The 13816-nt window shown below is 54.0% G+C and carries 13 protein-coding genes; 6 read left to right on the forward strand and 7 right to left on the reverse strand.

Going from position 1 to position 13816, the window contains the following annotated elements; all coding sequences use genetic code 11:
• Positions 1 to 170: 170 nt before the first annotated feature.
• From tmk to SH528x_RS20355, 5 genes are all read right to left on the reverse strand, one after another.
• Positions 171 to 794, reverse strand: a complete 624-nt coding sequence (gene tmk / locus SH528x_RS20335) for a dTMP kinase (protein ID WP_442505285.1) — start codon at positions 792 to 794, stop codon at positions 171 to 173.
• 158 nt (positions 795 to 952) lie between these two features.
• The gene (locus SH528x_RS20340; protein ID WP_442505286.1) at positions 953 to 1408 is read right to left on the reverse strand and encodes a response regulator; all 456 of its coding nucleotides are present in this window, start codon (positions 1406 to 1408) and stop codon (positions 953 to 955) included.
• The gene (locus SH528x_RS20345; protein WP_442505287.1) at positions 1405 to 3816 is read right to left on the reverse strand and encodes a PAS domain-containing sensor histidine kinase; all 2412 of its coding nucleotides are present in this window, start codon (positions 3814 to 3816) and stop codon (positions 1405 to 1407) included. Before SH528x_RS20345 ends, SH528x_RS20340 begins: the two co-directional genes overlap by 4 nt.
• A 201-nt stretch (positions 3817 to 4017) precedes the next feature.
• A complete protein-coding gene (locus SH528x_RS20350) occupies positions 4018 to 5598 on the reverse strand; it encodes a phytoene desaturase family protein (RefSeq protein ID WP_442505288.1) in 1581 nt (526 codons plus the stop codon).
• A 76-nt stretch (positions 5599 to 5674) separates the two neighbouring features.
• Positions 5675 to 7105 (reverse strand): aldehyde dehydrogenase family protein, encoded by a 1431-nt coding sequence (locus SH528x_RS20355; RefSeq protein WP_442505289.1) that lies wholly within the window; start codon positions 7103 to 7105, stop codon positions 5675 to 5677.
• A gap of 62 nt (positions 7106 to 7167) precedes the next feature.
• Here SH528x_RS20355 and SH528x_RS20360 point away from each other — a divergent pair, with 62 nt between their 5' ends.
• Complete coding sequence (locus SH528x_RS20360; RefSeq protein WP_442505290.1) at positions 7168 to 7770, forward strand: nitroreductase family protein; 603 nt, start codon at positions 7168 to 7170, stop codon at positions 7768 to 7770.
• Between the two features lie 542 nt (positions 7771 to 8312).
• A complete protein-coding gene (locus SH528x_RS20365; protein ID WP_442505291.1) occupies positions 8313 to 9677 on the forward strand; it encodes a PP2C family protein-serine/threonine phosphatase in 1365 nt (454 codons plus the stop codon).
• A 160-nt stretch (positions 9678 to 9837) separates the two neighbouring features.
• Here SH528x_RS20365 and SH528x_RS20370 read toward each other — a convergent pair whose 3' ends face one another.
• Complete coding sequence (locus tag SH528x_RS20370; protein WP_442505292.1) at positions 9838 to 10503, reverse strand: NAD(P)H-hydrate epimerase; 666 nt, start codon at positions 10501 to 10503, stop codon at positions 9838 to 9840.
• 92 nt (positions 10504 to 10595) lie between these two features.
• Between SH528x_RS20370 and SH528x_RS20375 the strand changes: the two genes are divergently transcribed.
• Both SH528x_RS20375 and SH528x_RS20380 read left to right on the forward strand, forming a co-directional pair.
• Positions 10596 to 10823, forward strand: a complete 228-nt coding sequence (locus SH528x_RS20375; RefSeq protein WP_442505293.1) for an FmdB family zinc ribbon protein — start codon at positions 10596 to 10598, stop codon at positions 10821 to 10823.
• A gap of 122 nt (positions 10824 to 10945) precedes the next feature.
• On the forward strand, positions 10946 to 11458 hold the full coding sequence (locus tag SH528x_RS20380) for a gamma-glutamylcyclotransferase family protein (RefSeq protein ID WP_442505294.1): 513 nt from the start codon (positions 10946 to 10948) through the stop codon (positions 11456 to 11458).
• Here SH528x_RS20380 and SH528x_RS20385 read toward each other — a convergent pair.
• The gene (locus SH528x_RS20385) at positions 11445 to 12326 is read right to left on the reverse strand and encodes a PP2C family protein-serine/threonine phosphatase (protein ID WP_442505295.1); all 882 of its coding nucleotides are present in this window, start codon (positions 12324 to 12326) and stop codon (positions 11445 to 11447) included. The two genes, SH528x_RS20380 and SH528x_RS20385, sit on opposite strands and share 14 nt — an antisense overlap.
• A gap of 251 nt (positions 12327 to 12577) precedes the next feature.
• On the opposite strand from SH528x_RS20385, the gene SH528x_RS20390 reads away from it, so the two are divergent.
• Together SH528x_RS20390 and SH528x_RS20395 are read left to right on the forward strand one after the other, a co-directional pair.
• Positions 12578 to 12928, forward strand: coding sequence for a hypothetical protein (locus tag SH528x_RS20390; protein WP_442505296.1), 351 nt, complete (start codon positions 12578 to 12580; stop codon positions 12926 to 12928).
• A 231-nt stretch (positions 12929 to 13159) separates the two neighbouring features.
• Positions 13160 to 13783 carry an ECF-type sigma factor gene (locus SH528x_RS20395; protein WP_442505297.1) on the forward strand — a complete coding sequence of 208 codons (624 nt, stop codon included), beginning with the start codon at positions 13160 to 13162 and terminating at the stop codon, positions 13781 to 13783.
• Positions 13784 to 13816 lie beyond the last annotated feature (33 nt).

Below are 13816 nucleotides of genomic sequence, written 5' to 3' on the forward strand. Positions count from 1 at the left end.
AATAACGACGTTCAGTGGGGTTATGAGGGTCAGGCTGGCAATTCGACGGTCCCATTTCGCGAGCCAAAGTGCGTTACGACGCCCCCCCCGAGCGTGGATTCGACCGTCTGACGACGACAACGACTCTCAGGCGACGGCAGTTTCTGAGTTTTAATATTTCTACGTACCTGTTAAGACGCCGTCGCCAGCGTTTTTGATACTCGAGCGGCGATCTCGGTGGCGACGTCATCAACGCTTGACGTGCAATCGAGCAACTGCACTTCGTCACATTCGCTGGCCATCCGATGAAACGTCTTGCGAATTTTTGTCAGCGAATCTTCTTGTTCGAATTCGTTGGGCACATCGCCTCGCGTCTCCGAAATTCGCTGTAAAGCCACATCCACGGGCAGATCGAAAAACAAGGTGAGATCGGGAATCGGAAACTCAGCTCGCATGTCCTTCAACAGCGTTTCGGTGTCGGCACCGCGGATGCCTTGGTATGCGACCGTCGAGTAGAAATAGCGATCGACAACCACGACGTGCCCCTCGGCGAGTGCCGGTTGGATCAACTCCGCCACATGTTCGCGACGATCTTCCACGAACGCACTGAGTTCCTCGTCGAGTGACAATCGCCCCGTCGTCGCACTATTGCGAATCATACTGCCCCATCGCCCATCGGTCGGTTCACGAGATTGGGTGACTTGGTAGCCTTGTTGACGCAGTGAGTCGCACAATCGCTGGACTTGGGTCGATTTCCCCGCACCATCGATGCCATCGATCACAATAAACACGCCACGAGAAGAAGCTGAGGTCATAAATACAAGCGGGAATCGTCGGAAGCGGCTGTGAGCGGGAGATTCTGACCTGTTTTGCGCATCATGACAAACGGGGGTCGGCTTTCGTGAGGTTATGGGATCTGAGGTTGGGGCAAGCGGGGATTCGGGCAAGCGGGAAACCCAGCCGTCTCGATCGCCTATTCCTCTTTTCCGTTGGGCAATACAACGATAGTGAACCAATATTCGCCAATGTATTTGATCACGCGTTGAAATTGTTTGAAGTCAACGGGTTTCAAAATGTAGGAACTGCACCGCAAATCGTACATCGTCAGCAGGTCTCGATCGGATTCCGATGTTGTCAGAACGACGACTGCTAATCGACGCAATTGTTCATCCGCAACGATTTCAGCCAAGACTTCGCGACCATCTTTGACGGGCATGTTCAAATCGAGCAGGATCAAATCCGGTGTGGGCGCATCGATATAAGGTCCTGATTTCCTCAGGAACTGCATGCACTGTTCACCATTTTCGACACGGTGAAGATTCACTTCCAATTCGGACTTATTGAATCCACGACGCGTAATAATCACGTCGTCCTCGTTATCTTCGACCAAAAGTACTTCGGCCGGTCGTCCGCTATCTACAACTTTCATGCATCCCCCATCGCCTTATCATGCCCGATGCTGATTGCGTCGGGGCTCTCTGCATCAAACGATTCCAGTTGTGAATTATCCACAGGAATCGTAAACACGAAAGTACATCCGCTACTCTCATTTGATTTTACCGAGATATCACCGCCATGCCGATTGACGATACGGCGACAAACGGCCAGCCCGATTCCCGTCCCGGGGTAGGCGGTTTGAGTGTGCAAACGACGGAAGATTTCAAACACTCGCTCGTGGTGCTGCGGATCAATGCCGATCCCGTTGTCCTCCACCGAAATTGTGTACAACTCATCGCTGGTTTCGGACGAGACGTGCACCTTGGGTGGAACGTCGCCGTGGTATTTCACGGCATTTCCGATCAAATTCGTGAACAGCTGTGCAATTTGTGACTTGTCTGCTTGAATGGTCGGCAGATCGTCGCGTGTAATATGTGCTTCGGTTTCGGCGATCGATGAACTAAGCATTTCAACGGCGTCGTCAAACGCCTCATTGAGCGACGTCGGTTGAAAAGGTGCCGCTCGCGATTCGACCCGCGAGTAGCCAAGCAGATCACGAATCAGTTGCTGCATCCTGTGAGCACCTTGGACGATCCGTTTTAGATAGTCATCGGCGGTGTCGTCGAATTTTCCTGCATAATCGTCTTGCAAAAACTGAGCGAAGCTGGCGATCGCACGTAAAGGAGTCTGCAAATCGTGTGACGCCACGTACGCAAATTGCTGTAGATCGATGTTGCTGCTGTGCAAGGCGTCGACGGTTCGCGAGAGTTCGCCATTGAGCCATTCGAGAATTTTCTCGTTCTCGATCTGTTCGTGAATGTCGATGTGCACCCCAATCAGACGCAGTGGACTGCCTTCCAAGTCAAATTCACCATGCCCTTGCGACAGCACCCAGCGGTATTCGCCATTGGCACATCGCATTCGAAACGTCGATTGGTAAACGGCGCCACGTTCGGCGAAATAGCTTTTCAATGTCTGCATCGCTTGATCATGGTCATCGGGATGAAGTCGGTTCTCCCAGTCGCGAAATTGGTTCCAAGGCATGTCCTCGTCATACCCAAGTTGCGTTTTTGCGGTTTTGGAAAAATAAACTTCGTTGGTGACGGCATCCCAATCCCAGAGCCCCACGTTGGCACCTTCGAGCGCCAAATCAAGTCGGTCTCGCATCGCGACGAGTTCTTGATCGTGTAACGCGACGCGATCTTCGAGTTCTGCGTACATCTTCGTTTGCAACTTTTCCCGACGCTTCCGATCCGAAGTGTCGACAAACGTGACAACCGATCCACCTAGGGTGCCTTCGACATGGACGGGGTAAGACCAATACTCAACCGAAAATGAAGTTTTGTCTTTGCGCCAAAAGTGCTCGTCGTCCACGTGCACTCCTTTCCCCTCTCGAAAGGCACAATAGATTTGACAGTCTTTTTGTTTGTAGGGAGTACCATCGATTCGAGTGTGGTGAATCAATTCGTGCATGTTGACGCCAAATAATTCTTCCGGCGTCTCGTACCCAAGCAATCGCGCACAGGTCGTATTTGCAAACGTGCACCTACCGTCGAGATCGATACCGTAGATTCCCTCCGCAGTCGAGTTCAGCAAACTGGTGATTTGCAATTCTCGATTGCGAAGCTCTTCGAGCGTCGCTTTGTGCTCGGTGATATCACGCACAAAAGCACTGAAGTGGTTCTTGCCGGAGTTCCGCATCACGATGATCGTCAACTCGATTGGAAACTCTTCGCCGTTGCGACGCAGCGCGGACAATTCGAGACGCTGGTTCATCACCATCGCCTTGCCGGTTTTGTTGAACCTCTGTAATCCGCGATAGTGATCGGCACGTAATCGCTCGGGAATGATCAGCTCGGCGAGCGATTGTCCCAACGACTCTTCACGCGTCCATCCGAACGTATGTTCGGCTTGCTTGTTCCACTCCGTGATCCGACTGTCCTCGTCAATCATGATGACCGCATCAAGTGCAGCATCGATCGTCAATCGACACCGCTCTTCGATTTCGGAAACGCGTGTTTGTTCGGACCGCAACTCCTCTTGCAGGTGTTCTCCCAACAAGTTGCTGAAGGTCCGTTCGGCACCCAATCGCAGCACTCGCGAGCAGAGCCCCGCGGTGACCCAAATTCCAACCAAAGCGATCAGCCAGTTCCAATTGGGACTAATATCTGCGGTATCCACGGGGGACACGAACCAACCGAGCAGCGTCATCAGACTGCACAATACCGCTGCGATTAGGACATGTTTACGCTGATGTGTCAGGAACGTGCTGCCGACCGCGATCACGTACAACACGCTGACCGCCGTGTGCTGGGTGACATTACAGTCGATCAGAAATACGGTTGTTGCGACAACCGCAGCAAGAACAAGACCACGAATATCGGAATTTAATGGTTTCAATCGTTCGGAGTATCAGAGAAGAGGGGGAACGGCGTCGTCCGTTAGATTTTAACGAATTATCGGCCGGCGGGTTGCTCGTCCCCCCTGTTTTTGCACATGTTTTCGCACATGTATTCCTCGGGCGGCCGCGACTCTCCTAGTCGCCCAAGCGGCGGATAGACTGAGCAGCAATCATTTTCGGATTCACCGGAAAATGCAGGTCTAACAGGGCATGGACTTACGGTTTCGCGAATCCTCGTCCAACGAATCCGCAGCGATCCATCCACTCATTAACACCATCGGCATCCCGGGGCCGGGGTGAGCCGCCCCGCCGGCCAGATACAAACCGCACAAATCGCGGCGACGGTTGGCGGGTTTGAACGCGCCGAGGAACTTTCCGTGGCTTGCTAGTCCGTAAATGGCCCCATTGAGCACGCGATAGCGATTGTGAATGTCCTCGGGCGTCAATGCGGATTCGTAAACGATCGCGTCACGCAAACCGCTCATCCCGGCCGCCGATTCCAATTTGTCCAAAATCGTCTCACGGTATCTTGGCAACATTTCGTGCCAATCATGATTCGGACGCAGGTAAGGCGTGTGCACCAGGACGTACAGAGATTCGCAGCCCGGCGGGGCCACATTCGGTTCGCTGATCGCCGGGGCACAGACGTAAGCCGACGGATCCGGTGCCAGTTCGCCTCGGTTGTAAATGAAGTCGAATTCCTGCTCGGGATCTTTCGAGAAAACAAAATTGTGATGCAGCAGTTGTGAATAGCGTCGATTCAGCCCCAGATACAGCACCACACCGCTGCACGCCGGTTCGTAGGAATGAGGTTTTTCAAAGCGAGTTGATTCAGTCGTGCCATCGAGCAATTCCCGGTACGTTCGCACCGCATCACAGTTGCTGACGATCGCATCACACAAGATCGTTTCACCACCTGCGGTCACGACACCGGTCACCTTGGTTGAGGGCCCCGCGTTGGACGAGGATGTGGTGATTCGCATGACATCGGTGCCCGTGCGAATCTCGACGCCCAATTCTTCTGCTAACTGAGTCAATGCCTCGGGGACCGCTCGGGTACCGCCGATCGGGTACCAAATCCCTTCGTCGGTTTGCATGTGGGCGATTCCACACAGCACGGCGGGCGAAGCGTAAGGTGACGAACCAACGTACTGGGTAAAGTGATCCATCATCTGAGCCAGACGGTCATCATCGACATGTTTGCGAACGACCGATGCAACACTTTTCCCCATTCGTAGCGCCATCACGTCACTGAGTACAGCAGCCGAAAACGCGCCGCCAACCTGCATCGTGTCACGCAGACCGCCGACGCTTCGCCAGAAAAAAAAGCGATCCGAAACCCCGTGCAATTTCTCGCTAATCGACATGAATTTCCGATAGCCAATGCCGTCCTTCGCAGAGCCAGTAAAGCGATTGATGTTGGCGGTCATCTCGTCAATATTGGCCACCAAGTCTAATACGGTCTGTTCTTGGTTCCCCTCTTTTTCAAAGAAGCATCGCCATTGTGGGTCCAGCGGGATCATCGAGATGTAGTCGTCCATTTCACGCCCCGCTTCGGCGAAAATGCGTCTCAGCACGCTCGGCAGCGTCAAGATGGTTGGGCCCATGTCAAAGCGATAACCCTGGTCGCTCAACTCAGCAGCCTTGCCGCCTAGCCAATCATTCTTCTCAAGCAATGTCACTGAATGCCCGCGAGCAGCCAGGACACATGCAGAACCGAGGCCCGCCAAACCGCCGCCGATGACGATGACTTTCCGTGCAATTTTGTCGGTGACACTCATGATTTTTCATTACTTCCGAAGGCAGACGCAACGTGCGGTACAGCGTGATGGGGTTCACGCTTTGAAGGATATCACGTCAAGAGAAGAGACGGCGTATTGCTCGCCAACGATCCGTGAATCCTTGGGCATTAACTAGTTGTAGGGCTGCGGTCAATTTTTGACGAGTGGAGTCGTTTCGAGGCATCAAGTGAGCGGCGAATCGGCCGCGTCGTTTGCTCGTCACCACAGGCACGGTCATCGCCAATAACCCTTCGTCGCCACGCGTCACTCCAAATCCACTGTTTCCTCTGCCACCAAAGGGAACTCGTGGGTCCGCAGTCGGAGCAATCAAGTCGTTGATCGCAACCGACCCGACCTTTAACCGCCGAGCCAACGCAACCGCTTCGCGCCCGGGACCAAAAACGGACGCCGCCAATCGATAGGGACATTCATTGATCGCGCTGACCGCGTCTTCGATATTGGGCACACGGATGACGCTTATCACAGGAGCAAAAAGATCCGCCGACGCGATTTTGTCATCAACGCGAACTTGCTCGAGCACCAAGGGTCGCATGGTGCCGCTTGACGCTAACAAATCCATATCGAATCGCGACGTGGCATCGACGGCGCCCGACTGCAACGCATCTCGGATCGTGCCAGTCACGCTTTTGCGTGCGGCCGAGTGAATCGTAAACAGGGTCTCGGATCGATCGAGAAGCTCGCAAAGCCGCCTGACCAATCGATCGGACTCGGGTGAATCTTCGATCAACAAACGGCGAGGCCCAATACAGGTCGCTCCACTATTGAGACAGAGCCCGAATTCGAGGAACGAGCAAGCGCGTTCAATCTCGGCACCGGGTAATACAACGACGGCATCACATCCGCTCAGTTCCATGATTGTCGGAGTCAATGTGCCGGCGGTTTGTTCGAGCACCTTTTGTCCCGTGTTCGCAGCGCCGGTCAAAACGACGAGATCAACACGTTCGGAGGAAGGGGCATCGTCGGTTGCATTCAGAGCACGTGAGGCCGCCTCGACAGATGAATCGAGTTGAATCAGCGCGTCACTCGGAACCCCCGCACTGTAGAAACACTCGACTAACTGCGTCGTCAGCGTCTCGCACCCTGGGGCCGGTTTCAGCAGAACACGGTTTCCCGCCGCCAATGCATGTGCGAGTTGGACTCCGATCAACAACAGCGGATAATTCCATGTGCCGAGGATCAGCACGGTGCCGTGCGGTTCGCGGCGAACGACGCTCTGTACCCCCCACATCCAAATTGGCCGTCCGAGAACGCCCAGTCGACGAGGTCGCAAAATCGCAGCACCGCGACGGCCCAAGTATTTCAGCGCATCACAGAGCGGAAACAATTCGGCGGTGACCGTTTCGAGCGAATCGGTTCGCTGGTCGCTCTCACACAGACGTGTTAAATTGTCGACTTGGCGTGCAATCGAGAACCGAGCTGCGGCGACGATTTTGCAGCGTTGACGGATCGTCAAATCGCTCCATGGTTTCGCGGACCTGTTTTGCACTTGAGCTTCCTTTGCCATAATCGCCACTGAAATCTCGTTGTCTCGTTCGGTTTTCGGAACTAATGAATCCCACCCAGCGCCCTGTCCTTGATGCAATTCAAAACCGATTTAGCCCGTATCGGTTTGAGCCTCGAGATGTCGAGGATGACAAAATTCTGACCTGCCTGGAAGCCGCCCGCTGGTCCGCGAGCAGCTTTAACGATCAGCCGTGGAGTTGGATTGTAGCCAGACGCCAAGACACACCCCACTTTGAAACGATGGTCGGGTGCTTGATGGAAGCGAATCAAGACTGGGCGCGGCACGCCGGCGTGCTGATCATTACGGTCAACCGAACCACTTTTCGACGCAACAACAGTCCTAATCGCGTTGCGATTTACGATCTTGGACAAGCATCCGCCCACCTCGCCCTGCAAGCGACCCAATTGGGACTGCAAGTTCATCAGATGGGTGGCGTCAATCTGAGCCGAACGCGTCAGGAGTATCAAATTCCCGAGGACCACCAACCGCAAACTGCGATTGCAATCGGTTATCCGAACCTCAGCGATCCGGTTCAGGAAGAAGCAAAGTCGCTGCAAGCACGAGAATTGAGAGCACGCCAGCGAATGTCGCTTGCAGAACAGACTTTTGTCGGCAAATGGGGTGTTTCAGGCGACTTCGTCCCATAGCCGACTCGCAAGACTGGCACGAAGCAGAATTCCACAGCAGACTTTCGTCGTGAATGGGGAGTACATATGAGACTGCCCAAACTATACACTATGGCTCGCTTTACACGCTTGGCAACGGTTTTGCTAAGGATCAAGCAGTTTTGCGGCTTGTTGATTTAGTTAGCCGCTCGCGCGTGAGCGGCCGGGTTCCACGTATTACCTGGTGCCTTACCGCCCACGGCTCACCACTGCGATTTGCATTTGAATTAAATCAACACCCCACTAGAGGCGAACCGCGTGCCTTTGGCTCGATCACAGGCGGAAAGAAGTCACGTTTTTTCCATCGGATCCTAAGATTCGATTTTAGTGTGCACGTGGCACTATGACGCAGCGGATTGGTTTGGATACGAGTTCGATCACTAGCGTGATGGCACCGTTTATCCGCCATGTTTAGAAATGAACGATTAAACGAGGCAACCCACTGCTTATTTAATCTTAGGGCGAAAAAATTGGGACGTCGTGCAGACCTTCGCATCGACGCGAGGGTTACAATATAGGCCTATATGACATTGAACCACCTCGAGGCGAGTCATCTATCTGTGTCGGAATCTTGGAAGCCAGGTATTCAGTATTCGCAACTGACGGACGTCGGGATGCGTCGCGCGAATAATCAAGATTCGATGGCGGTGCTGATGGCTGGAAGCCACGAACGATTCCATCATCGTGGACACCTGTTTGTCGTCGCCGATGGGATGGGAGCGCATGCCGCCGGCGAATTGGCGAGCCGTTTAGCGACCGAATATATCGCGATGCAATATTTCCGCTCGCCCGAAGAAGACTCGTGCGAAGCATTGCGGATTGCAGTTCGTGAATCGAATGCGGAAATCCACCGCCGCGGGCAGCAGAACCCCGAATTTTACAACATGGGTACAACCGCCAGCAGTTTGGCGATCTTGCCCGTCGGTGCCGTCGTCGCACATGTAGGCGACTCACGAGCGTACCGGTTACGCGAGGGGGTGCTCGAGCAATTGACGTTCGATCATTCGTTGGTTTGGGAGATGGAAGCAAGCGGCCAAATCCATCCCGACAGCGTGCTCGGGCAATCGATTCCGAAAAACGTCATCACGCGATCGCTCGGTCCCAACGCGAATGTCGAGGTCGATATCGAAGGACCTTTCGAAATCCAATCCCAGGATCAATTTCTACTTTGCAGCGATGGATTGTCGGGACAAGTCGAAGACGAAGAAATTGCGACGATCATGGATTGTTTGCCAGAAGAACTGGCGACACGCGTGTTGGTTGATCTGGCAAACTTGCGTGGCGGTCCCGACAACTCGACTGTGATCATCGTTCGCGTGGAGGATGACTTTGCGGAAACATCGGGCAAGCCGTCAGGCAAGAAACGGACATTTCGAAAGACGGAGCCTGCGGCAGTCTCTCCACTCTTGATCGGCACTGCTGCGATTTGCTTTGCCGGTGCATTGTGCTTGGCATTGGCGATGGTGGTGTTAAAGACGCCAGTCAGTAAGGCACTCGGGCCAATGATCATCGCCATCATTCTTGGTGTGATCGCGGCAGGATTCTGTGTCGCTCAGTATGTGCAAAGCAAACCCAAACAGAAGTCACGTCCGCTTCCTAAAACGGCAGGCGGTAAGGGACCTTACCGACGTTATCAAGCCAAACCCAACAAAGAGCTTTACGATCGGCTTGGCAAAACCGTCGAAGAACTTCGCACCGCCGCGTCCCAACGCAATTGGTTGATGGACTGGGGAAAAATCGACAAGCTGCAGAAAAAGGGAGACGCCTCGGTGCAGGCGGGGCAGTTCAAGAAGGCAATTCGTTTGCAAGCCGAAGCGATCATTGAAACGATGCACCAGCTGCGCGAACTGAACAACCGAGCGGCCAACGAAACCGACATCGAACGTTAACGAGTTCGATAGACCTTTTTATGCGTTGTTCCCCTGATTTCGTGAGCCGTGGGCCGTAAGGCACCGGGTAGCGCTACGGGACCCGGCCGCTTACGCGTCGCGGCTCACAAAATCGAACAGTCCAGCTAGACGGCCTTCGATCGTTCATCGTTGCTCTAGCTCACGAGCAGAATTCATGCAGTAGTTTTCGTGGTACTCCTATCGGCACCACTTCGATGTCACCAAGGAACGGCTGCGTGCCCTCGAATTCGAAGCCGATCTTCTTCGCCACAAACGTAATCGTCAGCTCGGCCCTAAACGTATTGGGGTCGGCGTCTCCGGTATCAACATCCAAACCTGTTGGGACGTCGATGGCAACGCGGGCCGCGCGTGATCGATTGGCGACCTGGACCGCATCGGAGTAGATACCTCTCAGCGGGCCGGTTGCTCCCGTGCCGAGCAAGCAATCCACGATCACGTCAGCCTCCGCAAGGCTGGATTCGATTTCCTCTCGCGTGGTCGCGGTGCGAAGATCCAAACCGGCACGGGTTGCAATCGCCGTGTTTGCAGCAGCATCCCCCGACAAAGAGCTGATTTCGACGACGGAAACGAGAACGACGTCTCGCTCCATCAGATCCAAATGACGCGCGATCACATAGCCATCACCGCCGTTGTTCCCCTTGCCACACAGGATCACGACTCGACCGCTCGCCAAGTTCTGTTGGATCACTTCCGCCGCACCACGCCCCGCGTTTTCCATCAAAACGAGGCCAGACATGCCATATTCTTCGATGGCCGTCTGGTCGACAGATCGCACTTGGTCACGGCTGAGAGCTCGAATTTTCATCGGGAGACATCCAAAACATGTTTTGCGAAGAATGAGGCGGTCTGTATATAATCGAATCAACTACTTTTAACTCCCTCCTATTTTAGCGAACCATGCCACTCTACGAATACGAATGCAAACCTTGTAAACAAGTGGTCGAAATATTATTGCGTCGCGAAGATGAAGTCGCCGAATGCCCGCACTGCGGCAATCAGGACATCCAGCGGCAATTGAGCGTGACTGCGGCTCCCGCGGTCCGAAGCGGATCTTCGCTTCCAATGGCCGGCAGTGGCGAGGCATGCGGTGCACCTCGCTGCTGTGGTGGCGGTTGCCAGATGTAATCGCAGTGTTTCGATCATGTCCCCCGGAGCCGTATTGACTCCGAGGACCATTTTTCTAGCGATGGTTCGCTTCGATGGCGACGCCTCCCCAGTCTGTTTAGGCCCCAAGTCTGTTAGGTGCGATGAAAACGTTTCATCATTTTGCGTACGGTTCAAACATGTCCACTGCGAGGCTGCGTGCGCGATGTCCGAGCGCCATGCCGCGAGCCGTTGGATTTGTCCGTGGCCGAACGCTCCGGTTTCACAAACTCGGCACCGATGGCACGGGAAAGGCAAATGCCTTTGCGACCAACAACGACTTCGACATCTTGTGGGGCGTCGTCTACGAAACCCTGCTGAGTGAGAAACACGAACTCGATCGTTGCGAGTCGCTCGGGGTTGGCTATGAACATGTGACTGTGCAAGTTCATGTCGAAGATAGAACGATCGACACATTCCTTTATCAGGCAATTGCTAGTCGCATCGACAACTCGCTCCTGCCTGTGGATTGGTACCACGATCATGTCGTCAAAGGATCGATCGAGCACGGGTTACCCGTGGATTACCACGCGATGATCGCCAGCGTCACGCCAGTGTGCTCGCAGCAAGTCGAAGTTCTCAATCGAAATGTCGATACGGGTTTTAACCGACCGTAGTATCCAGGTTGATAGGCGCGTCCGTATCGCCGCAGTCCTCGACTTCATTGATTCGACAAACAATTGCGGAAATATTGTCTTCGCCGCCGTGATCATTGGCTGCTTGGATCAACTTGGCAACGCTCGTTTCGCTGTCCTTATTTGCAATCAAGATCGACGTGATTTGGTCATCGTCGAGCATGCCCGTCAGCCCGTCGCTGCACAACAGCAGAACGTCGCCGGTTTGCAGCGTACATCGCACCGCTTCGGGCCGAACCGCCTGGTTCCCGCCGCCGACGCAGTTCCAAAGGACGTGCCGCCATTGTTGGATCGCATCATCCGATTCTTTTAGTGCTCCCGCGTCGATTAATTGTTGAGCCACCGTGTGGTCCGTCGTCAATTGCTTCAGGGACTTGTCGCGGAGCAAGTAGCAACGACTGTCGCCAGCGTGGACAATGTACATTCGTGATCCGAGCAGGTAGCCCATGGTTACCGTCGTCCCCATGCGTCGATGCGAATTGTCGCCCACCGACCAAATTTTCTGCTGGACAGAGGTGAGTGACTCGGACAACTCGTCAATGAAATCTTGCTCGTCATCCGAACAAAGTTTTAGAAACCAATGCATCATGTCTAGGACATATTGAGCGGTGGCCTCGATCGCAGTTCGACTCGCTTGTTCGCCATCGCGATGGCCTCCCATCCCATCGGCTACCACCAATAGATTCCCCTCTTGGCAGCCAAACATCTCACGATTCACAGCATCAGGAATGTCGGTCCCGCGAACAACAAGTTGGCGTCGTAAATCTGCGATCAAGTAGTGATCTTGGTTCTCGGATCGCTTTTTACCAATATCCGAGCCACCTGAAATATCAAATGGAACGTGAGTCATTTTCGATTCCAATCTTTGAGGCCCCCGCTGCTGCGTATGGACGCTAACGTTTTCGGGGTTTTCCTCGGTTGTTAGTAGCGGTGAGCGTGCCTTCAGCAAACAGCCATCAGCAAACGCTGTTCCTCCCCAAATTGTCCGCTCGTGTTGTTCAACGTGTGTCGTTGGATGAGGGGCGAGATGATGCCACCGACGGTATGCCATTCGCACTTGGGTGAGCGAGTAGAAAACGTTCAATATTCAGGTGATGTGAAGTGATTGAGATTAAACGTCAACGAGGTCGCGATTGCAGTAAAACCGCCTGTATCGCTTTGCTGTCACTCGTTTCATTATTTTGCATTTGTTTTGTTGTTGGATGTACGCAGTCCCCGAGCGAGCAAAAGGCGGACATCGTTCGCAGCGAAGGGGACCGCGAAGCCGAGATTACTCGAAAAGGAATCAAGATGCTCGCTGAGGAGACACGAGAACGAGACGACAAGCCTCAGGCTGAATTGGAACGCATCGCCGACCGTGTTGAGGTGGAAGGCGAAGCATTGGCAGACCAAGTCGAGCGTGATGCCGACGCGAAGGCGGATCGCATCGAAGACCAATTCGAAGACCAATAACAGTTCGCGGTCGGAGCCAACTGTCCATCATCGGGCGGTCGATCAGACGACCTTCCCCCACCGCAGCGGCAGCTCCGAAAATGCATTCATCGCATGGCGCCAGCGGTATGTTTGGGTCCGTTTTAACTCCGCAGCAAGATGTTCTCGACAGAGACATGTGATCTTCAGAACAAATGGCTCATTCGGAACCCACGTTCCCTAAATGCCCCCTGACGGGCTATCATTAACTATATGGACGAATCAGGAAGCGAATTTGTCGAACTTCTAGAACGGGTCCGCGTCGGAGACGACGCGGCCACCGAAACATTGTGGAACGACTATTACCATAGTCTTGTGCGATTGGCCGCCAAACGCATGCCCCCCAATTTACGGAGAACTGCGGACGAAGAAGATATCGCCATTGCAGCATTCCAAAGTTTCATTGCGGGCGTCCGACGGGACCAATTTCCCGATTTACACGGGCCAGAGAATCTGTGGGGGCTGCTGATCACCCTGACATCGCGCAAAGTGAATGCCCATTTAAGGCATCACACGCGGCAGAAACGCGGGGGGGGTAATATCCGTGGTGAATCGGTGTTCATCGATCCCAACGAGGGTGGGCGTGAGGTTGGAATCGGGAATGTCCCCAGTGATGATTCCTCACCCGACGTCCGAGCTGAGCTTGCCGAAGCCTGCGAAACGTTGTTAGACCAATTAGGCGATGAACAACTTCGCCAAATCGCCGTAATGCGGATGGACGGTTTTCTTGTAGACGAGATCGCGGAGCGATTGGAACTTAGCAAACGAGCGGTCGAGCGTCGGTTGCAATTGATTCGCCGAATGTGGTCCGAAGCCAAAGCAGACGAGAGTGTTTAACGAACGCAGCGGTGTATGGAAACGGCGTTCGCT

The sequence above is a fragment of the Novipirellula methanifontis genome (assembly GCF_052161655.1).
Lineage (GTDB): Bacteria > Planctomycetota > Planctomycetia > Pirellulales > Pirellulaceae > Novipirellula.

Bases quoted from the DNA above. Each gene is read 5' to 3' on its own strand.
- SH528x_RS20350 (WP_442505288.1), bottom strand. From the start codon at position 5,598: ATGAGTGTCACCGACAAAATTGCACGGAAAGTCATCGTCATCGGCGGC.
- SH528x_RS20340 (WP_442505286.1), bottom strand. From the start codon at position 1,408: ATGAAAGTTGTAGATAGCGGACGACCGGCCGAAGTACTTTTGGTCGAA.
- SH528x_RS20365 (WP_442505291.1), top strand. From the start codon at position 8,313: ATGACATTGAACCACCTCGAGGCGAGTCATCTATCTGTGTCGGAATCT.
- SH528x_RS20395 (WP_442505297.1), top strand. From the start codon at position 13,160: ATGGACGAATCAGGAAGCGAATTTGTCGAACTTCTAGAACGGGTCCGC.
- SH528x_RS20360 (WP_442505290.1), top strand. From the start codon at position 7,168: ATGAATCCCACCCAGCGCCCTGTCCTTGATGCAATTCAAAACCGATTT.
- SH528x_RS20380 (WP_442505294.1), top strand. From the start codon at position 10,946: ATGAAAACGTTTCATCATTTTGCGTACGGTTCAAACATGTCCACTGCG.
- tmk (WP_442505285.1), bottom strand. From the start codon at position 794: ATGACCTCAGCTTCTTCTCGTGGCGTGTTTATTGTGATCGATGGCATC.
- SH528x_RS20370 (WP_442505292.1), bottom strand. From the start codon at position 10,503: ATGAAAATTCGAGCTCTCAGCCGTGACCAAGTGCGATCTGTCGACCAG.
- SH528x_RS20385 (WP_442505295.1), bottom strand. From the start codon at position 12,326: ATGACTCACGTTCCATTTGATATTTCAGGTGGCTCGGATATTGGTAAA.
- SH528x_RS20375 (WP_442505293.1), top strand. From the start codon at position 10,596: ATGCCACTCTACGAATACGAATGCAAACCTTGTAAACAAGTGGTCGAA.